Here is an 18,250-nt window from a genome sequence, read left to right on the forward strand (position 1 = left end):
ATCACTGGTATCAACAGGGATAAGATACCAAAATGATGAGGGGAGGTCTAGCTTCTCACCGACGCCGCGCAAATCGCGCGACATTCTTGGGAGAACCAGCATGCCCCTGATCACCGTATCCTACACCACGTCCCGCCAGTCGCCGTCGCTGAAGGCCGACATCGCGAACGCCGTGTCCGAGCTCACCGCAAAGATCCTGCACAAGGATCCCGAGGTGACCGCCATCATCGTGAAATCGGTCGATGCGGGCGACTGGTTCGCCGGCGGCAAGTCGCTCGCCGAGCAAAAGCTTGCGAGCTACTGGATCGACATCCACGTCAGCGAAGGCACCAACACCAAGGACGAGAAAGCTGCCTATCTCGCTGCCATGTTCAAGCGCATGGCCGAGATTTTGGGCCCGCTGCATCCCGAGACCTATCTGCACGTCGACGAGGTCAAGGGCGATGCCTATGGCTTTGGCGGCCTGACCCAGGAGCGGCGCTACATCGCCGGCAAGCTCGAGGTTTCGCTTAAGGCGGCGTGAGACAGGAAGCCGCGGGTGATGATCTCACCCGCGGCCCGAATTTCAGCTCGCCGCCCGGAACTGAACCTCGGAATTGTTCAGGAAGCACGTCTTGTCGAACAGCTTCAGGTCCAGCGGATTCGGCAGCCTGACATCGCTGAGATCGGGGCAGGGCTTGACTGAGGGATCATAGGATCGATCGATCTGTGCGATAAAGACGACGATCAATCCCCCGTCGCGTGCGAACGATTTCAGCGCGCGCACCTGAACGGAGAGGTCGGGGTTGTCCCGCCTCTGGTCGAGCAGTTGCAGATAGTCGATCACCACGACTGTGCCGCGGGGAGCTGCGGCCATTTGCTTCACGACGTAGTCGGCGCTGATGGCGTCTGAGCAATCGATCTCGAACAGTTTGTCGAACTGCACGGGGTCTACGCCGATCGCGCTGAGGCGGTCCAGAACGTCTTTCTCGGTATACTCGAGCGAGAAGAACGCAGCGCGATGGCCCGACCGCATGGCTTCGACGGCAAGCTCGAGGCTCATCAGTGTCTTACCTTGCCCGGGGCGCGCGCCGACCAGCACGAGGTCGCCCGGCCGGAATTGCGGAAACAGCCTGTTGGCCGGCGTCACCGCGGCAGCTTTCGCCGCCAGCATGCTCCAGGCGGAAAAGCCTTCCGCCGTGGCGATGCGGTCAAGCGCGGCGTGGAGCGGAATGCCTTGCTCGTGCGACAGGCGCTTTGCGTTTCGCTTCAGACGATAAATGGGTGCAGACAACTTCATCGAGAGAACCTCCCATTGCGAGCAGAAAGCGCAATCCCTCCTTATGCCTGGCGCTCGAACAGTCGGTCCGATGATCGAATCGCCCGGCATGACGTCTGCTTTCCCGGCGGAGGGGGGAGGCGTGGGCGGCACCAGAATCAAACATAGCCGATTCCGCGGCGAGCGGAGAACACGCGCGATCGGCCTCGAACAAATAAATGTTAGACTGCCGCTTCCGGCAGCAGCGCGCGGGTCGGGCCGAACAGCTCCTCGAACGCCTGCCGGAGCGCGATGTCGACATCGGCCATGGTTACGAGCTGGCCGAGATCGACCAGCGAGGTGACGCCGTAGCGGGGATCGGCGACGCCGCAGGGCACGATGCCGTCGAAGTGCGACAGCTCCGGCTCGACGTTGATGGCAATGCCATGGAATGACACCCAGCGCTTCAGTCGGACGCCGATCGCCGCGATCTTGTCCTCGTGCTCAGGCCCCTTGTCGGGCCGCTTCACCCAGACGCCGACCCGGTCCTCGCGCCGCTCGCCGCGGACGTTGAAGGCGGCCAGCGTGCGCAGAATCAGCTCCTCCAGGCTCGCGACATAGGCCCGGACGTCCGGCCGGCGGCGCTTGAGGTCGAGCATGACATAGGCCACCCGCTGGCCGGGGCCGTGGTAGGTGAGCTGGCCGCCCCGTCCAGTCGCAAAGGTCGGGAATCTGGGATCGAGCAGGTCGGATTCCTTGCCCGAGGTGCCGGAGGTGTAGAGCGGGGGATGTTCGAGCAGCCAGACCAACTCGGGAGCCTCGCCCGCGGCGATCGCCGCGACGCGGGCCTCCATGGCGGCCACCGCGTCCGGATAGGGCACCGGAGCGTCCGAGATAAGCCACGCGACGGGCTCGCCGCCGGCGGCGGAAAACGACGTCAAATCCAGCCCTTGACGCTGGTTTTGGCGGGGGCTTTTAGGCGAATTAACCATTAGCTAACCATAACGTGGTGATCATCACGGGAGCAAATACCAAGTCCTTTGGTTCAAAGTCCCAAGTTGCGGCGGTCCTGACAGTGCCCACTCTCGATAAAGTCACCGTGGATCTCATGGTCGTCCTCGGCACGACCACCATGCCGATCCATCAGGTATTACGTCTTTCCCGCGGCGCCATCATCGAGCTGGACGCAACCGAGGCCGACGAGGTCAAGGTCTTGGCCAACAATTTGCCGGTCGCCTCCGGCGTCGTGCTGGTCGATCGCAACCGGATCGCGGTCGAGGTCAAGCAGATGCTGCCGCGCACGCCGGGGACGCGGTAGCGCCCCGGGGACGCGGTCGCGGGCCGGGCACGCGGGAGCGTCCTGGGCGCCCGATAGGGCCGATCCCTGGGGAAGGGGCCGGAAACTTTCCTGCCAAGCTTGTGGAATTCGGGGCCCTTGCAGGCTTGTATCCCCCTGATGGATTTGTTAGATCGGCGGCCGCTGATCCGGCCAGCCTAACGACCTCAGGCCGGCATCTCCTAGCGCTCGTGGCGGAACTGGTAGACGCGCTGCCTTGAGGTGGCAGTGGGTAACACCGTGGGGGTTCGAGTCCCTCCGAGCGCACCAAGCGCGTAAGTCATTGAAATATATGATAGTTTCTTTTTGAAACTACTCGAAGAGCACTTATTCGCCGTCGTAACCCACTGGAAAGTGGTGCGCCGCCCTAAAGAGATAACCGCACGCAGCCTGAAGGCCGCATCGCGCTAAGGTATCCAGCCCTCTAGTTGCGGTCAGCCAGCTAAATCCTTCACAATTGTCTGGCCCATTTCATCACTGTTCTGACGAGCACTGGGATTCTAGTGCGCTCCATGCCGCGTCGTCCTGCCAAGATCACTCAAGGTGAAATTGCTCGCGTGATCCGCGCCGCCAAGGAAGCTGGCGCAGCGGAGGTGGTGATCGACGGTGAGGGGCAAATCCGTATTCCGCTATCATTGAACGGAGTGGCTTCGCCTCCATCACAGGAGTGCGACGACGGTCAAGCCTGGACGCCGTCCGTGCTCGCAAGAAAGAAACGGTGGTCATCTCGAGATGCCACGTCCTGGCCGGATATTCCAAAACAGCTACTCAGACTCGTCGGTCGAGCAGTTGGTAGAGGATGAGAAGGCAGAATGCCTGTGGGCGGAAAGACATCCCAGCCGATCGGCGCAGCAAGCTTGCGCTCTGGATTGTCCTTGTTCATTGCCTTCTGATGAAATCGGTTTTGGTGCGACACCCTTGCTGTAGACGCGAACGTCTGATCGACCATCCAACACCGCTTTGGATTTCCTTGGGCAAAACCTATATTATCGCCTTATGAGAACGGCCGCTAAGCTCGAACTCGATGCCGGCACCAAGACATTTGCCTCGGGCCTCCTGGCTGATTTGATAGACGCGCTGCGCCGCAGCCGTAAGGGCGACTTGGTGGCCTTGATCAGCGGCGATCCAAGCATCGGCCCCGACCTTGAGGCATGGTGTCGCTTCACCCGTAACAGTTTGGTTGACGTGGCGGTCGAACAAGGTCGCACCCGCTGGGTAGTTCGGTACGGAGAGGCTCCTGAAAGCGTCGAAGATCGGCCAGTCGGCTCTCGTCTATGGCTTTATACGAACTTCGACTGCAACCTAAGCTGCGATTACTGCTGCGTGCGCTCCTCACCCAAAGCTCCGCGGCGGGCTCTTGGTATCGAGCGCGTGCGCCGTATCGCTGTCGAGGCGGCCGAGCTCAGTGTGGGGGAAATCTTTGTGACCGGCGGCGAGCCATTCATGTTGCCAGATATCGGCGAGATCCTTGCCGCATGCGCGGCGGCGGCGCCGACCACGGTCCTCACCAACGGCATGCTGTTTGCCGGACGTCGGCTCGCAACGCTGCGCTCATTGCCGCGCGAGCGCGTAACATTTCAGATCAGCCTGGATAGTCCGACGCCGGAGCGCCACGACGGCCACCGTGGAAAGGGAACCTGGGCACGCGCCTTGAGAGGAGTTGAGCTGGCGTGCGCCGAAGGATTCCGGGTGCGATTGGCGGCGACGGTGTCAAGTGACGCGGAAGCCGAGGAATTCCGCAGCTTCCTGGATGCCCATCACGTCAGCGAGGAGAATCGCGTCATCCGGCGGATTGTCCTGCGAGGCTCCGCCACACAGGGCATTGCGTTGGCTAGGGCGGATCTGGTTCCTGAAGTAACGATTACTGCCGAAGGCGTGTTTTGGCATCCGGTCGGCGCAGAGGATAATGACCTGCTGGTCAGCCACGATATCTTTCCGCTCGCCGAATCCTTTGCAGCCGTGCGCCGTGCCTTTGATCGCGAAAATGAGCATCAGCGCCGGTTGGCAATGATCTTCAATTGCGCCTGATAGGGACGGAGCTCTCTATCGCTAAGCCGAGGGGCGCGTTAAGAAGCCTTGTTGCGCCGATGCTTCCCGCAATTCGGCGTAGGCTGCAAGCTGCGGCGCTATCCACTGGCGCAGCCCTTCGGCCTCGAGCACAGCGCGATGCGTCGGGTTTTCGTAGCTCATGGCGAATAGTGCTTTGGCAAAGTGCTGCTCCAACGCGGGGTCCAGATCGGATCGGGCAGTGAACATGCAGTGATTATATGGCGGCGAGGTCCAGATTTCGGTCAGCGCACCTTCCGGCACCAGACGCTCCGTACGCACCGCGTTCCAGAATGGGCTGCCGATTGCGCCGGCATCGGCGCGGCCGTCGAGCACCGCGCGAACGACGTTGGACTCGCTCGTCCCCGTGTCACCGTGCTTACCGAGGTCCGTGTTGAAGCGCAGCGTTCGGTAGTCTTCCCCCTCAATCAGTCCCTCGCGCTCTAGAAAATAAACCGGGAGGATTGCCGCATGGCCGCTGTCGCGGCTGCCGAGCGCCAGGGTCCGGTTCTTGAGATCGCCAAGCGTAGCGACCGGCCCACCGGTGACCGCAACGATCTTGGTCATCCAGCCGACGTCGGTGTCGCGCATCGCGATCGGGCGGCAGCGCTTGTCGCTCCAGGCATCGGCCTGGATATAGGCGAGGTTCGTGTTCCATGCGATGTCGATCCGCGGCAGCCGCTCGCCCGGCAAAGCCAGCAGCGCTGCGACCTGCGCCTCGTAGCTCTGAAACAATACGACCTCGACGGCGAGATGCGCCTCCTCGTGAAAGTAGCGTCGCATGCCCTCCCAGATACTGACCACCTTCGGATCGTATGCGACGGCACCTACCCAGATCGTCTGGCTCATGATTACTCCTCGCCTGTCACGCCTGATTTCAAATGCGATCAATCGCGATCCGAGCGCGGCCAGCAGGGCAACCCTGCTGCGCTCAGAACAGCGGTATTCCCAACACGGCCTTGCCGATGAATTCACGCAGAACATCGCCCGTCGGCGCCATGACCGCGCCTGCATGGGCATCGCGGAACAATCGCTCGATGGCCAGATGCTTGGAAAACGCAGCACCTCCGCACACCCGCATCGCCGCCGAAGTGACGCCGATAGCAACATCACCCGCCGACGCTTTGCACTCGAGCACGCGCAGCATGGTGGTATCTCGGGGGCGCTCGAGGTGACCGACGAGATCGTCGACGCGCGCGGCGAGCCCATCAGTGTCGATTTGCATTGTCGCAAGTTGCGCGCGAAGCGTCGGCAGGCCCTCGCCGAGGGTCTGGCCCAGATGCTCGAAGCGAGCGCTCTTGAGGTGAGCTGTGGTCCCCGCCACGGCGGCCCGGCAAAGGCCTAGCGCGACCGCCGATGTCCCGAGGTTGAACAGCGGAAGCACGATTTCCAGCATCGCCTTGAAGCCCGCTCCGTCGTCGGTCAGCTGAAGACTCGATCCGACCTCGGCGTCCTCAAGGATCATCGGCGCGGAAGCGTTGGCGCGCATCCCGAGACCATCCCAAGGGCCGGCGACCGACAGTCCAGGCGCACCAGCGGCGAAAAGGTAAAGGGTTGAATCGGTCGGACTCTTCCCTTCAGGAGCCAGCGCCGAGACAACATAGCTTTGCGCGTGACCGGCGCTCGTCACCCACGATTTCTTGGCCGTGATGCGCACATTGGTGCCACTACGGATCGCTCGCGACACAGGCGCCCAGAAGTGGCTGCGGGATCCGGCTTCGCTGAATGCCAGCGTGGTGAGGTGCTGACCGGCTGCAATATCTTTCAACGTCTGCACGACGGCTGCACCGGGACGGGCCGCGGCGATCGTCGCGGTGGCGCACATGTGCATCAAATAGACCATCGCGGCCGACGCGTCCGCTTCCGCAAGCGTCGCAATGATGGCAGCGAGGGTCCTTGGTCCGAGAGCCGAGCCGCCGACTTCGGTGGGCAGCATCATCCCCAGCAGTCCGGCCGAGCCGAGCGCCGCGACTGCCTCCGACGAAAATCGAGCATCCTTGTCGTTTTGTCGTGCCGCCGGCGCCAGTATGCGGTCGGCGATCTCCCTGGCCTGCGAAACTGCAGTCTCGTGGTCCATAACAGCCCTCCGTCGTGCTCGGTCGAACTGAACTAGCTGCAGGCGGCTGTATTGCACTGCAGCGGATGTTGTCGGGTCGGAACGCCCAGCGTGTGGCGCAACCGCTTCCGTATACTCGCTGTTGGTTTCTCCACGCCAAAGTACCCCCAAATTATTACGCCGCTCAAAGCGATCTGGTTACGTCACCCGGAGGATATTTTTTAGACGTCGGTCGCACCTTTTGCTTGTTCCGGCTGCGGCCGGCGGAGACAATCATCGCAGCAGGGGGCGGCGCTGGTCCGCTGTCGCGAAAAGCGCTGCGAGCGACCGGCGATTGCGTAAGGAGGTTTGCCTGGCGTGGCGGCAATTGATCGCGATCCCGGCCGATCGCCCGCGGCCCCGGCTCCTGCTATGAGCGTTGCGGCGATTGGGATCATCTGTAAGGCGCCGCAGCCTGGCCGCGCAAAGACCAGGCTTGCGACGGCTATTGGCGCGGTTGCCGCCTCGGAGCTCTCGGCTTGCTTTCTGCGTGACGTCGCCGACGCCATCGAGACGGTCCCGGAGAGCCTCGGCAGGCGCGGCTATGGTGTCTATGCGCCCGCGGGGGTCGAGCACATCATGCGGGAGCTGCTTCCCGCAACGTTCGGGCTTCTGCTGCAAGTCGGTGACGATCTCGGAGATGTGCTGTTCGGTGCCGCGCGCGATCTCCTCGACGGACACGACTGCGTTTTGCTCGTCAATGGCGACAGCCCAACCCTTCCTGCCCGTTTCCTGGTCCGGGCTATCGAAGCTCTTCGCGAGCCCGGCGACAGAATGGTGCTCGGGCCAGCAAGCGATGGCGGTTATTACCTCATTGGGTTAAAGCGCCCACATCGGCAGCTATTCACGCGCATCGCATGGGGGACGGAGACTGTAGCTCGCAGCACATGCGATCGCGCCGCCGAGATCGGACTTGCCACGATACTGCTGCCGGAATGGTACGATATCGACGACATTGAAGGGCTAACTTGGCTTAAGGACGAATTGGCCGGCAATTCGGCGCGCTTTCGCGGCGGTGGTCTGGCGCGGGCGAGCCGAGTTTTTCTCAAGGCTGCGCAGCGGATAGACCCATGAAGCCAATTGCGGGAACCATTGCGAGTCAATTCGGCGGACTGGCGCGCTCGGTCACCACAATGCCTCCGCTTCATCGGCTGGCCGGTATTGGCGTTATCCTGCTTGATCTCACTCTGGTGACCCCCTTTGCCTTCGAGGCAGCCGGTGATAATGCCTTCATTGCTCTGACCATTCTTGCAGGTCTGCTGACGATCTTCGCGACAAGTATTGCCGAACAGGCTCCACCCGATCGCGCGCTATGGCTCATTTTTGGATTGGCGATCGTTCTGAGAGCCTATGTGCTGGCGTTCGATCCCCTTCTGTCCAATGACATCTATCGCTATGTCTGGGATGGCAGGGTTCAGGCCGCAGGTATCAATCCGTACCGCTATTTCCCGGCTCATGAGGCATTGGCATCGCTGCGCGACGGGGCGATCTTGCCGCACATCAACCGGGCCGACTCTGCCGTCACCATCTATCCTCCCGTCGCGCAGTTTTTCTTCCTCGTTGTCACGCGGATTGGTGAAAGCGTGACGACGATGCGCCTCGCACTGTTGGGGTGCGAGGCCGTCACCGTCACGATGATCATGCTGCTGCTGCGGCGCATGCACCGCCCGGTGACGCGCGTGATCGCCTATCTCTGGCATCCGCTGCCGCTGTGGGAGATCGCCAACAGCGGCCACGTCGACGCGCTCATGGTCGCGCTGGTGCTGCTGGGCCTATGGATTGCCCTGACCGGCTCCGCTCTGCGCGGGGCCGCCGTGATCGCGTTATCGACGCTGGTGAAACCGTATGCGGCGCCGGTGCTCGCCGGGATCTGGCGGCCGTGGGACCCTAAAATGCCGCTCGTTGTGATCGCCGTCATCGCGCTTTGTTACCTTCCTTATCTGTCGGTCGGCTGGGGCGTTCTCGGGTTCCTGACCAAGGGCTATTTCAACCAAGAGGGGATCGTTGCCGGCAACGATATCTGGCTGTTGTCGCTCTGGCGGCTTGTGTTCGGCGAGCATGAGCGCGACGTTGCCGTCTACGTGGCACTGGCCGGACTGGTCCTCATGCTCAAGGGGCTCACGGTTGCCCGCAGCTCTGATCACAGCATCGCGTCGCGTGTTGCCGACATTAACATGCTGTTGCTTCTTGCTTTCCTGTTGTGGTCGCCCAACTACCCCTGGTATTTTCTGATTGTTGCGCCGTTTGCCGCCTTGTGCGGCTCCGCGCCCAGCTGGGTCGTTTCGATCGGAGCGCTGTTGCTATCCGAACAACTCGACTGGGACTTCTACATTCCAAGGGTGGTAAGCAAATCAATCCTGTTTGGAGGTCTTTTGCTGGCTTGGGCCTTCGTCGTCTGGAGGACCCGCATGCCGCGGACCATAGAGGCAAGGCTGTTGCAATGAGCCTTTCCCGCGACGCGCAAAACCCTCACGCGCCGTTCGACCCGCGCCGCTACCACGAGTCGGTCGCGGGCGAGCGCACCGAGGTCGCCCAGCGCCCGCCAGTCTGCCTTTATCTGGAGGTGACGAACCGCTGCAATCTTTTGTGCACCACTTGCCCGCGCACCTACGAGCAGCTCGAGCCGCCGGCGGACATGAGCTGGGACTTGTTCGTATCGATTGTCGATCAGGTCCCCGGTCTTGCGCGGGCGGTTCTGCACGGCGTCGGCGAGCCGATGCTGGTCGCTGAACTGCCCCGCATGGTCGGATACCTGAAGGATCGTGGCGTTTATGTCGTCTTCAACACAAATGGAACGGTTCTCAGTGAGCGCAACGGCCGTGCGCTGATCGACGCCTGCCTTGATGAACTGCGCGTCTCTCTCGACGCGTCAAATCGCGAGAGCTTCAAGGCGATCCGCGGCAGAGATTATTTCGGCCGCATCATCCGCAACGTGCGAGCATTTCGCGAACTACAGGAGCGGGAGGGCCACTCTAAGCCGCTGGTATCCTTCTGGCTGACCGGTCTGAGAGAGACTGTCGAGCAGCTTCCGGCCTTTGTGCAAATTGCGGCTGAGATCAGCGTCAAGGAAGTCTATCTGCAACGGCTCGTATTCTTCGATGAATCCGCCATTGGCAAGGCGCGGCCGGATCAGGCGCTGTTCGAGCGCCTGACGGAGGAGGAAGCGGCGTACCTGAAGCAGGCTGAGGAGCTCGCGCGCTCCCTTGGCATGACCTTCAGCGCATCGGGCGCAACGAGCGAGCCCAGCTTAAGCCTCAAGGGTGGCGGAGACCTTTCGCCATGGTCGCTCTGCCGGCGGCCATGGTCGCTGATGTACTTTACGGCCAATGGCCGCGCGCTGCCATGCTGTATCGCGCCGTTCTCGCAGCATGGCTATGACAACTACACCCTCGGTCATGCCCGGCAGCAGGCCCTGCGGGACATCTGGAATGGGCCCGCCTACCAGCACTTTCGGGCAGCGCTCTTGTCAGACGAGCCACCCAAGTGCTGCGCCAATTGCGGCCTGCGCTGGAGCCTGTGAGCCAGGTGATCAAGGAGAGCGAACAGAGCGAGCGCCGGCCGGTGGTTTCGGCGATCATTCCCTGCATTGATGAGGAAGCAGCCATCGGCGGGGTCGTGACGGCGGTGCTCGGCCAGAATGTAAGCGAGGTCATCGTGGTCGACGGGGTCTCGCGAGATCGTACGGTCGAGCGCGCTGAGGCCGCCGGAGCGCGCGTAATTGTCGAGCCGCGACGCGGCTACGGGCGCGCGATCCAGGCTGGCATCGCCGCTGTGCGCGATAACGCCGACATTCTGGTTTTCCTCGACGGCGACGGCAGCGATCCTGCGGAATTCATTCCTGATCTGGTATCGCCGATCATTGCTGGGCAAGCCGACTTCGTACTCGGCTCGCGTGTTCGCGGCCCACGTGAGCCCGGCAGCCTGGCACCACAGCAGGTCATCGCTGCCCACGTCGGCAGGTTTCTGCTGCGCTTCGTCTATGGCGCAAACTTCACGGATCTGTCGCCGTTTCGCGCTATCCGGCGGGATGCGCTCATACGTCTCAATATGAAGGAAGAGACATTTGGCTGGAATCTGGAGATGTTGATGCGGGTCGCCGCGGCGCGTGTACCGAAGCTTGAGATCGCTGTCGGACAGCGGCGCCGAATCGGCGGAGTGTCGAAGGTCTCCGGCAATCTCATCGCCGGCATCAAGGCAGCCTGGTCGATTTCGGCGACGTTTGTTCGTCTCGCGTTCGAGCTGCGAGACCACGGCAAGAGGAGCTAGTCAGTGCGTGCCGGCACGATCTTCACAGGCCCCGATATCCCGGGGAGACTTTCGATTTTCCTTATTCGGCGGGGAGAAGACAGCGAGGTATCCGCCATCGCCTGCGAGCTGATATGTGGCGATCTCGCGATAACCGACGGCGCTCGCTTCGCAACGCAACTGCTCAATTGGCGTGCCATGTTCGGAGGTCGGACGCTCAAGGTCGACAATTCCGATCCGCGCGCCCGGTTTCAAGGCAGGCGCGAGATTATAGAGAAAGGCATAGGGTTGGGCGATCTCGTGATACATGTGCACGAGGATGGCAGCATCCAGCGAGGAGGCGGGCAGGCGTGGGTCGTGCGGTTCGCCCAGCGCTAATGTGACGTTTGTCAGTCGAAGACGCTCGACGCGCTTGGCGAGCTCGATGAGGTAATCTCGGGTGACGTCCTCAGCAATGACGGAGCCTTTGGAGGCGAGGAGGGGCGAGAGCCGAACCGTGTGGTAGCCACGGCCGGCGCCGATATCACCGACTGTCATGCCGGGCTTCAACATAAGACGCCGAGCAATCTCGCCGGTCTCATCCAGGGAGTCACGGTGCCTCTCGTCGGAGCGGCCTGGGCTGACAATCGGCGCAACCGGGCGCTGGGGCGAGGGGAACTCCGATGCCGAGACCCCTGATGGGGCCAGATAACCGATATCGGCCGCGTACGCGCAAGTTGGGCCCAGCATCGCAAGAAGCGAGGCTGCGCGAAATAGAGCGATCAAATGCCCGCCATGCATCTCGTGCGGCTGGTCGGCTCTTGTGAGTTCACGAGGTTGGCTCAACGTCGTCACTCTCTCACTCACACGATCGCAACTACCCCGCCATGTGGAAAAACCTGCCGATTAATCCCTTCCCGTCGCGCACCGCAGGGATTTGGCGGCGCAACCAGGCATCAAGGCCGAGACTGCGGCCGGCGCCATCGAGTGTGAACAGGAACATCAGCATGGCCAAAAACATGTACGTCCACGGCCACTCGGACGAATTGCCATACAGGCCGAGCCAGAGCTGCAGCACATAGGCGATGGCCAGCACGCCCAGCAATCGCACCGCAAGCCCGAGCATCATCGACCCAGCGAATGCCAGCTCGGCAACAAAGACGATTGGCCCAAAGATGGACATGTTCGGGAGCACGACATCTTTCATGAAGCTGCGGTGAAACTCGAACGCCGCGTTGGTCGATTCCTGTTCGGTCCAGTATTGCAGACCGCCCGACAGAGGTAGCGGCAGCTTCCATAACATGCCCTGAAACCACATACAGCCGACCAGCACCCGAACCAGCCAGATTCCGAGATGTCGGCCGGTACGTTGCTCCGAATCCTCCTGCCAATTCCGCAAGGCCACTGCAATGCTGGCGAATAGCAGCGCCCAGAACAGCGCCAGGATCAGATAGCGCCAGTTTCCGAGACTGAGATAGTCGCCCGTCATCGCACTCAGGAAATGACCGATATCGATGAAGGGATTTGTGGGCATAGGCGCATGCTCCGGAGCAGTGCACAGTAACTCCACAGTGTCCGCGTCCGCAACTCCGTCTCGGCGTGCGCGGGTTCACTTCGCCGCGCTCTGTCCGTCGGAGCAACTGGCTGTAGCCAGCGCCTGAAACGCCTCATCCGCGAAGCCGAGACCAAGGGTGGCGATCCGCGTAGTCAGCGTCCAGCCGGAGATCAAGGCGCATATGAGGTTCGGCGTACTCCTGATAGTGGGCACGATAGCGGACCGCGCCAGAGGTCCAAGTTGGGGCCAAGTCCAGGTGCGGACGTTGTATCAGTGGCGTTTCGCGACGCGCTATGTGGATTGTCGGCGCGATGCTCTAAGCGTACCCTCAGTGCTCGTTCAAGGGGACGACGAAATGCGATCATCCGGGCAGATCGTTATCGAAGCGAAGCCTGAGGCTCTTTCCATCAACCCACAGAGCGCCGTCATCGTTGTCGATATGCAGAATGACTTGGCTCTGAGGGCGGGATGTTCGCGCTTGCGGGCGTCGACATTTCCGGCATCCGAAACGCCATTGCGCCCAAAGCTCGCGACTTGGCTGCAGCGCGGCATGCCGGCATCAGCATTATTTACTTGAAAATGGGTTTCCGACCGGATCTTTCGCGATCAGCCACTATTTTGTGATGGACTGGGCCGCGGTGTGGCCCGCCACGCCAAGGTGACTGAAGCATCGATCGCACTCAACTACACCACCGTGTTGAATATCGCCGTTCTCGCGCTAGCAACTGCGCTTGTCTGGAGATTTCTAAGGACCGGCGGTCCGGCAATGCTGCGCATGATGAACGAGCCAAGCCATCGGGCTACTTAGGGAGTGTGAGGCATGATGGATGGCATGATGAACATGATGGGTGGCATGGGTTGGGGGATGGGTCTGATCGGAGTACTCATCCTCATCCTTCTCATTCTCGGCATTGCGGCGCTCGTTAAATACCTCTCGGGACCGTAAGCAGTGCCACCGGGCGCAGATGGGGATCGAAAGCCAGCCTGTTACTGGCAGGATATCGGGCTCACAAACCCGTGAACCGCAGCGCCGGTTGATCTTGCGGCTCCTGCCGATGGCCTAGCTATTCTCGGCGCTGGTCGTTATCTTAGTCGTATGTCGGTGAAGCTCGGCCGCGTCATGAGATTGCTGCTGGCGCTCACGTTCATCGTGGGGCTGGTTCCGCATGGCATACGTGCTGCGCATGCTGACGTGAGCATGGTCATGGCTGCCGCGACCGACATGCCGATGAAAGGCAAATGTCAGGGCTGCGGCGACGATCAGAAGGCCATGACGGCCGCGGCATGCTCCGCCTTTTGCGGAAGTTTCGTGGCCTTGCCCGTCTTTGGACCGCTGTTTGAGCTGTCCTCGGTCGAGACGGCGCGAGATTGCTTCAGCCCAATTCTTGCGGGGCATACGATCCCGCCTGACCCGTATCCTCCCAGACCTGCCGTCCTGAACTAAAGGCGCATCGCTGGTCGCGATGTTGACCTTTGGCGCGCGATGCCCACCGCATCGACAGCGCATCGTGATGACGCACGTGGGCTCTTGGCCACGGGCATCGGATCAACGTCCAGGATCGGCTTTCATGCATTCCGATTTGAGTCCGACGATCAGTCGCCGCGCACTACTGCTAGGCGGTACCGCAGTTGCGGCCTCCGCCCTGTTCCCGGGAATACCGCGAGCCGCACCGGTAGAACCCAAGGTTATTGAGCTCTCCGCGGCGCTCGGTCGCGTGTCCCTCGTTGGCTCGCCTGACACGGAAACAAATGTCTGGTGTTACGGGAATCGCATCCCTGGTCCCGACATCCGGCTCCGCCAAGGCGAGTCCGTTCGGTTGGTGGTGCGAAACCAGTTACCGGAAGATACGACCGTCCACTGGCACGGCATACGTCTGCCGAATGCCATGGACGGCGTTCCCGGCCTGACGCAGCCGCCGATCAAGCCTGGCGAAGCCTTCACCTACGAATTCACGCCGCCCGACGCCGGCACGTTCTGGTATCACCCGCATGCCGACAGCCTGCAGCAACTCGGCCGTGGCCTGGCCGGTGCTCTGATTATTGAAGAGCCGGAACCCGTTCCGGTCGACCGCGACCTTGTTTGGGTGTTGAGCGACTGGCGGCTTAGATCCAACGCGCAGATCGCGCCCGGATTCGGCAACGGCATGGAAGCCGCCATGTCCGGGCGCGTCGGCAACACAGTCACGGTAAACGGCGTGGTCTCGGAAGAGGAGCCGGTACGGGCAGGGGAACGCGTTCGCCTCCGCCTCGTCAACACCTCGCTCGCGCGCATCATGGCCCTACGGTTCGAGGGCCACCGTCCGACAATCGTCGCGATCGACGGCCAGCCCTGCGAACCGCATGAGCCGGACAATGGGCGTCTGCTTCTTGCTCCCGCAATGCGCGTCGACCTTATCCTCGATATGCAGGGTGAACCGGGACGGCGATACCGCGTGGTCGACGATTTCTACGACGACCTGTCCTATTGGCTCACTCAACTCGCTTACAAAGACGAGCCGCCGCTCCGCGCGCATCCACTCGATTCACCGCTCCGTTTGCCGCGCAATCCGTTGCCAGAGCCGGACCTGACCAACGCCGAACTGCGCGAACTCCGGCTGCAGGGCGGCATGATGGGTGGCGGCGGCATGATGGGGATGGGCGGAATGATGGGCATGGACAACCAAGCCAACTGGTCCATCAATGGTCATTCGATGACAGGCGACGGTCACGCTGGGATGCCGCCGCTGTTTACGCTCCGGCGCGGACGAAGCTGCGTGCTGTCGATGCGCAACGAGACCGCTTGGTGGCATCCGATGCACCTCCACGGGCACAGTTTCCGCGTCCTGAGCCGCAACGGCGCACCGGTGCCGCACCGGCAGTGGGCCGATACCGTTCTCGTCCGGCCGAAAGAGACGGTCGAGATCGCTTTTGTCGCCGACAATCCCGGCGACTGGATGCTGCATTGCCATGTCACCGACCACCAGGTGTCGGGAATGATGACGGTGCTGCGCGTTGCATAACCAACCCGCTCTTGCAAAGGAGAAACTACATGAACAGGCGGACATTCTTCCTTGGTACTGCGCTAACGACGCTCCTGCTGCCGCTGCCGGTGGTTGCCGCGCCAACCCCAGCGACCTTGTACAAGAACCCGCAATGCAGTTGCTGCGAGGGGTATGCCGCATACCTGCGGCAGAACGGCTTTACCGTTGATGTGAAGCCCACTAACGACCTCGCCGAGATCAGCGAGAACGCCGGCGTGCCAGCGAAGTATCAGGGCTGTCACACGATGTTCGTTGGCAACTACGTGGTCGATGGGCATGTCCCGGTGGAGGTGGTCCGTAAGCTTCTGTCCGAGCGGCCGCCGATTGCGGGGATCACCCTTCCCGGGATGCCGACCGGCTCCCCCGGCATGACCGGCCCCAAGACGCAGAAATTCGTCATCTACGCCGTGACCAAGGATGGCAAGGCACCGACCGTCTACGCCACCGTGTAGCCAGTCGGTAGCGGGCGGCATCGCCCCACAAGCACGTTGGCCAACGATCGTCCCCAAACGGCTTGTGGATGCGATCCTGCCATCGATCGGAAAGGTTGAGCAGCAATGATGCTTGTCCCCTGTATCGGCCGGATTCAGTCCGCGATCGCTGTCGCAATCGCACTCGCAGCGGCCACTCAATTGGCCGTTGCTCAGGAGCCAGCGAAAAAGGTGGTCCTGCATAACAGCCCAAGACCTGTCGCCGCTGTTCAGTTCAGTGATGAGGAAGGCCGACCGCGAAGTCTGGCTGACTTCAAAGGAAAGGTCGTGGTCCTCAATCTCTGGGCCACCTGGTGCGTGCCCTGCCGAAAGGAAATGCCCGCGCTCGATCGGCTGCAAGCGGCCTTGGGCGGGGCCGAGCTCGAAGTTGTACCTCTCTCGGTGGATCGCGGCGGGCACGAAGCCGTCCGCAAGTTCTACTCCGAGGTCACCATTCGCAACCTTGCCGTTTACACCGACCCTTCCGGGCAGGCGTTGCATGCTGTAGGCGCGATCGGCTTGCCGACGACGCTCATTATCGATCGCGCTGGCCAGGAAGTCGGGCGCGCGCTTGGCCCGGCCGAGTGGGATTCCCCAGAAATCGCCGACACGCTCCGAGCCGTCATGACCAATACCGGCGATCGCTTCGCTCAGCGGCAAGACCCTGATCGATGGCACACGTCGCTCGGCCTGCTCCGGCGTGTGTTCGACTGGCTGATGTCGCCCATTAACGAAGTGATCCTCGATAGAGAAACAGCTGATGACTCCTCAGACGAAAATAAGAGCAGATGATATCTCTGCTGTACGCGCGTGGCGGCCCTGGCGTTATCTTGGGGAGCGGCGCGTACTGGTTGTCCTCGCGGTTATCGCCGTGATCGCCGGCAACCGCGTTCGGATGGAACTGGCTCGTGGCTGCCGGTATTGCGCCCGTCCTGCTGAGCGTACTGCCATGCTTGGTGATGTGCGGGCTCGGTCTGTGCATGAACCGCCTGATCGGCCGCTCTTGCACAACCTCCACATCACAAAGCGCAGCGAATGTCGGCTGGCAGGCAACGAATTCTCCGGTCTTTGACCAGGCAACGGCAGATGTCGCTCAGGGTCGGGGTCCAGACCGAAATCCTGGGGACGCCGCCGAAAGAACGCGCGGCGAGCCTGCGGAAATCGGAAACCGACGAAAGGAGACCGAACATGCAATCAACCGCTAGAACTCTGCTTGTATTCGCCGCGTTCTCGGTCGCCGCGATGACCATGGCTCCGGCTCTCTATGCCGACGATCACGCCTCGTCCAGCTCCACGACGATGGTCGGAATGATGGGGCGGGGGAGCGGAATGATGGAACGGATAGGGATGATGAACCATTGCGGCGCGATGATGGGCAGAGATGACAGCGGTGGCCGACCCAACGACCAGTGGCGCGCTCCTCGATCGCCGGATGCCAAGGCCAAACAGTAGCTGTCGATGAAGACACGAACCAGACGCCTGACCATCATAGCTCTTGTTGCGGCCGCCGGCGCGATCGCGCTGGCTGAGGCATGGTTTGTGGCGACTCCGTATCCGAAGGTCGTCACGTCTGGCACGGCAGCGATTGGCGGGCCGTTCACGCTGGTAACGACCGACGGCAAGACAGTGAGCGATGAGACCTACCGCGGCAAGTGGCTTCTGATCTACTTCGGCTACACCTTCTGCCCGGATGCGTGTCCGACCGCGCTCACCAACATGAGCGCGGCCTTGGAAAAGCTTGGCCCAAATGCCAGCGAGCTCCAACCGCTCTTTATCACGGTCGACCCCCAGCGCGACACCCCTGTCGTCATGACTGATTACCTGAAGTCATTTGATTCTCGCATTGTCGGCCTGACTGGAAACCAGGCGCAGATCGACGGCGTGCTGAAGGCATATCGCGTGTACGCCGAAGCGCAGAAATCCGAAGTGGATAACACCGATTATCCGGTCTCGCACAGCGCGTACCTCTATCTGATGGATCCACAGGGGCGATTCGCGAATGTGATCCAGAGCAGCGAAGGCGGCGAAGAGATTGCTGCTTGGCTGCGCAAGCAAATGACCCACAAGAACGGATAGGATGATTGATGAAACGACCATTCAAGCTGATCTTGAGCATCGCATTGGCTTTGATAGCCGGCGCTCAGGTTAACGGGCAGACCTCAAGCGCGAGTTCAGTCGTAGTCGAGCGCCCATGGGCGCGAGCAACGCCCGGAGGAGCGAAGACCGGCGCAGCCTACTTGACATTGATCAATAACGGCGAAGCCCGA

Annotated in this window: 21 protein-coding genes and 1 tRNA gene; 16 read left to right on the forward strand and 6 right to left on the reverse strand. The window is 61.7% G+C overall.

The annotated features are described in order from the left end of the window. Positions 1 to 100 precede the first annotated feature (100 nt). Positions 101 to 523, forward strand: a complete 423-nt coding sequence (locus tag XH85_RS20455) for a tautomerase family protein (protein ID WP_128933228.1) — start codon at positions 101 to 103, stop codon at positions 521 to 523. Positions 524 to 565: 42 nt separating this feature from the next. Here the strand turns inward: XH85_RS20455 and XH85_RS20460 are convergent, their stop codons facing one another. Both XH85_RS20460 and lipB read right to left on the reverse strand, forming a co-directional pair. Further along, complete coding sequence (locus XH85_RS20460) at positions 566 to 1,279, reverse strand: DNA helicase (protein WP_164940030.1); 714 nt, start codon at positions 1,277 to 1,279, stop codon at positions 566 to 568. A 200-nt stretch (positions 1,280 to 1,479) separates the two neighbouring features. Next, positions 1,480 to 2,229: a lipoyl(octanoyl) transferase LipB gene (gene lipB / locus XH85_RS20465; RefSeq protein WP_128933229.1), complete on the reverse strand. Its 750-nt coding sequence runs from the start codon at positions 2,227 to 2,229 to the stop codon at positions 1,480 to 1,482. A gap of 83 nt (positions 2,230 to 2,312) precedes the next feature. Between lipB and XH85_RS20470 the strand changes: the two genes are divergently transcribed. The 3 genes from XH85_RS20470 (at position 2,313) to XH85_RS20480 (ending at position 4,601) form a co-directional block, all read left to right on the forward strand. Further along, on the forward strand, positions 2,313 to 2,555 hold the full coding sequence (locus XH85_RS20470; protein WP_011088012.1) for a FliM/FliN family flagellar motor switch protein: 243 nt from the start codon (positions 2,313 to 2,315) through the stop codon (positions 2,553 to 2,555). A gap of 203 nt (positions 2,556 to 2,758) precedes the next feature. Then, a tRNA-Leu gene (locus XH85_RS20475) sits at positions 2,759 to 2,843 on the forward strand. Positions 2,844 to 3,569: 726 nt separating this feature from the next. After that, entirely contained in the window at positions 3,570 to 4,601 is a 1,032-nt protein-coding gene (locus XH85_RS20480) for an Rv1681 family radical SAM protein (protein ID WP_128933230.1), read from the forward strand. 21 nt (positions 4,602 to 4,622) lie between these two features. Here the strand turns inward: XH85_RS20480 and XH85_RS20485 are convergent, their stop codons facing one another. Both XH85_RS20485 and XH85_RS20490 read right to left on the reverse strand, forming a co-directional pair. Beyond that, the gene (locus XH85_RS20485) at positions 4,623 to 5,468 is read right to left on the reverse strand and encodes a phosphate/phosphite/phosphonate ABC transporter substrate-binding protein (protein WP_128933231.1); all 846 of its coding nucleotides are present in this window, start codon (positions 5,466 to 5,468) and stop codon (positions 4,623 to 4,625) included. 82 nt (positions 5,469 to 5,550) lie between these two features. Next, positions 5,551 to 6,753: an acyl-CoA dehydrogenase family protein gene (locus tag XH85_RS20490; protein ID WP_208758133.1), complete on the reverse strand. Its 1,203-nt coding sequence runs from the start codon at positions 6,751 to 6,753 to the stop codon at positions 5,551 to 5,553. A 333-nt stretch (positions 6,754 to 7,086) separates the two neighbouring features. Here XH85_RS20490 and XH85_RS20495 point away from each other — a divergent pair, with 333 nt between their 5' ends. Genes XH85_RS20495 through XH85_RS20510 form a run of 4 tightly spaced genes read left to right on the forward strand, consistent with a single transcriptional unit; the run spans position 7,087 to position 10,980 of the window. Continuing rightward, a complete protein-coding gene (locus tag XH85_RS20495) occupies positions 7,087 to 7,788 on the forward strand; it encodes a TIGR04282 family arsenosugar biosynthesis glycosyltransferase (RefSeq protein WP_128955626.1) in 702 nt (233 codons plus the stop codon). Then, the gene (locus tag XH85_RS20500; RefSeq protein WP_128933233.1) at positions 7,785 to 9,158 is read left to right on the forward strand and encodes an MptA/MptB family glycosyltransferase; all 1,374 of its coding nucleotides are present in this window, start codon (positions 7,785 to 7,787) and stop codon (positions 9,156 to 9,158) included. The genes XH85_RS20495 and XH85_RS20500 overlap by 4 nt, the downstream gene beginning before the upstream one ends. Next, positions 9,155 to 10,234: a radical SAM/SPASM domain-containing protein gene (locus XH85_RS20505; protein WP_128933234.1), complete on the forward strand. Its 1,080-nt coding sequence runs from the start codon at positions 9,155 to 9,157 to the stop codon at positions 10,232 to 10,234. Before XH85_RS20500 ends, XH85_RS20505 begins: the two co-directional genes overlap by 4 nt. Next, positions 10,198 to 10,980, forward strand: a complete 783-nt coding sequence (locus tag XH85_RS20510) for a glycosyltransferase family 2 protein (RefSeq protein ID WP_208758134.1) — start codon at positions 10,198 to 10,200, stop codon at positions 10,978 to 10,980. Before XH85_RS20505 ends, XH85_RS20510 begins: the two co-directional genes overlap by 37 nt. Here XH85_RS20510 and XH85_RS20515 read toward each other — a convergent pair whose 3' ends face one another. Next, on the reverse strand, positions 10,981 to 11,688 hold the full coding sequence (locus XH85_RS20515) for a class I SAM-dependent methyltransferase (RefSeq protein ID WP_420837913.1): 708 nt from the start codon (positions 11,686 to 11,688) through the stop codon (positions 10,981 to 10,983). 127 nt (positions 11,689 to 11,815) lie between these two features. Then, on the reverse strand, positions 11,816 to 12,472 hold the full coding sequence (locus XH85_RS20520) for a DoxX family protein (RefSeq protein WP_128933235.1): 657 nt from the start codon (positions 12,470 to 12,472) through the stop codon (positions 11,816 to 11,818). 489 nt (positions 12,473 to 12,961) lie between these two features. On the opposite strand from XH85_RS20520, the gene XH85_RS45230 reads away from it, so the two are divergent. From XH85_RS45230 to XH85_RS20555, 8 genes are all read left to right on the forward strand, one after another. Continuing rightward, on the forward strand, positions 12,962 to 13,117 hold the full coding sequence (locus XH85_RS45230) for a hypothetical protein (protein ID WP_164940795.1): 156 nt from the start codon (positions 12,962 to 12,964) through the stop codon (positions 13,115 to 13,117). A 196-nt stretch (positions 13,118 to 13,313) separates the two neighbouring features. Then, entirely contained in the window at positions 13,314 to 13,439 is a 126-nt protein-coding gene (locus XH85_RS47400) for a hypothetical protein (RefSeq protein WP_256477618.1), read from the forward strand. Between the two features lie 150 nt (positions 13,440 to 13,589). Then, positions 13,590 to 13,937, forward strand: a complete 348-nt coding sequence (locus XH85_RS20530) for a hypothetical protein (protein WP_128933236.1) — start codon at positions 13,590 to 13,592, stop codon at positions 13,935 to 13,937. A gap of 124 nt (positions 13,938 to 14,061) precedes the next feature. Then, a complete protein-coding gene (locus XH85_RS20535) occupies positions 14,062 to 15,492 on the forward strand; it encodes a multicopper oxidase family protein (RefSeq protein ID WP_128933237.1) in 1,431 nt (476 codons plus the stop codon). Positions 15,493 to 15,521: 29 nt separating this feature from the next. Further along, positions 15,522 to 15,965 carry a DUF411 domain-containing protein gene (locus XH85_RS20540; protein WP_128933238.1) on the forward strand — a complete coding sequence of 148 codons (444 nt, stop codon included), beginning with the start codon at positions 15,522 to 15,524 and terminating at the stop codon, positions 15,963 to 15,965. Between the two features lie 105 nt (positions 15,966 to 16,070). Next, positions 16,071 to 16,775: a TlpA family protein disulfide reductase gene (locus XH85_RS20545; protein ID WP_208758135.1), complete on the forward strand. Its 705-nt coding sequence runs from the start codon at positions 16,071 to 16,073 to the stop codon at positions 16,773 to 16,775. A gap of 294 nt (positions 16,776 to 17,069) precedes the next feature. Next, on the forward strand, positions 17,070 to 17,435 hold the full coding sequence (locus tag XH85_RS20550; RefSeq protein WP_164940796.1) for a hypothetical protein: 366 nt from the start codon (positions 17,070 to 17,072) through the stop codon (positions 17,433 to 17,435). A gap of 6 nt (positions 17,436 to 17,441) precedes the next feature. Next, a complete protein-coding gene (locus XH85_RS20555; RefSeq protein ID WP_128933240.1) occupies positions 17,442 to 18,059 on the forward strand; it encodes an SCO family protein in 618 nt (205 codons plus the stop codon). Positions 18,060 to 18,250: the final 191 nt, after the last annotated feature.

The sequence above is a fragment of the Bradyrhizobium zhanjiangense genome (assembly GCF_004114935.1).
Taxonomy (GTDB): Bacteria; Pseudomonadota; Alphaproteobacteria; order Rhizobiales; family Xanthobacteraceae; genus Bradyrhizobium; species Bradyrhizobium zhanjiangense.

Excerpts from the sequence above, each read along its gene's own strand:
- XH85_RS20515 (WP_420837913.1), bottom strand. The coding sequence starts at position 11,688 with ATGCTGGGCCCAACTTGCGCGTACGCGGCCGATATCGGTTATCTGGCC.
- XH85_RS20455 (WP_128933228.1), top strand. The coding sequence starts at position 101 with ATGCCCCTGATCACCGTATCCTACACCACGTCCCGCCAGTCGCCGTCG.
- XH85_RS20485 (WP_128933231.1), bottom strand. The coding sequence starts at position 5,468 with ATGAGCCAGACGATCTGGGTAGGTGCCGTCGCATACGATCCGAAGGTG.
- XH85_RS20550 (WP_164940796.1), top strand. The coding sequence starts at position 17,070 with ATGTCGCTCAGGGTCGGGGTCCAGACCGAAATCCTGGGGACGCCGCCG.
- XH85_RS20520 (WP_128933235.1), bottom strand. The coding sequence starts at position 12,472 with ATGCCCACAAATCCCTTCATCGATATCGGTCATTTCCTGAGTGCGATG.
- lipB (WP_128933229.1), bottom strand. The coding sequence starts at position 2,229 with ATGGTTAATTCGCCTAAAAGCCCCCGCCAAAACCAGCGTCAAGGGCTG.
- XH85_RS20540 (WP_128933238.1), top strand. The coding sequence starts at position 15,522 with ATGAACAGGCGGACATTCTTCCTTGGTACTGCGCTAACGACGCTCCTG.
- XH85_RS45230 (WP_164940795.1), top strand. The coding sequence starts at position 12,962 with ATGTTCGCGCTTGCGGGCGTCGACATTTCCGGCATCCGAAACGCCATT.
- XH85_RS20555 (WP_128933240.1), top strand. The coding sequence starts at position 17,442 with ATGAAGACACGAACCAGACGCCTGACCATCATAGCTCTTGTTGCGGCC.
- XH85_RS20480 (WP_128933230.1), top strand. The coding sequence starts at position 3,570 with ATGAGAACGGCCGCTAAGCTCGAACTCGATGCCGGCACCAAGACATTT.
- XH85_RS20535 (WP_128933237.1), top strand. The coding sequence starts at position 14,062 with ATGCATTCCGATTTGAGTCCGACGATCAGTCGCCGCGCACTACTGCTA.
- XH85_RS47400 (WP_256477618.1), top strand. The coding sequence starts at position 13,314 with ATGATGGATGGCATGATGAACATGATGGGTGGCATGGGTTGGGGGATG.
- XH85_RS20545 (WP_208758135.1), top strand. The coding sequence starts at position 16,071 with ATGATGCTTGTCCCCTGTATCGGCCGGATTCAGTCCGCGATCGCTGTC.
- XH85_RS20460 (WP_164940030.1), bottom strand. The coding sequence starts at position 1,279 with ATGAAGTTGTCTGCACCCATTTATCGTCTGAAGCGAAACGCAAAGCGC.
- XH85_RS20530 (WP_128933236.1), top strand. The coding sequence starts at position 13,590 with ATGTCGGTGAAGCTCGGCCGCGTCATGAGATTGCTGCTGGCGCTCACG.
- XH85_RS20500 (WP_128933233.1), top strand. The coding sequence starts at position 7,785 with ATGAAGCCAATTGCGGGAACCATTGCGAGTCAATTCGGCGGACTGGCG.
- XH85_RS20505 (WP_128933234.1), top strand. The coding sequence starts at position 9,155 with ATGAGCCTTTCCCGCGACGCGCAAAACCCTCACGCGCCGTTCGACCCG.
- XH85_RS20495 (WP_128955626.1), top strand. The coding sequence starts at position 7,087 with ATGAGCGTTGCGGCGATTGGGATCATCTGTAAGGCGCCGCAGCCTGGC.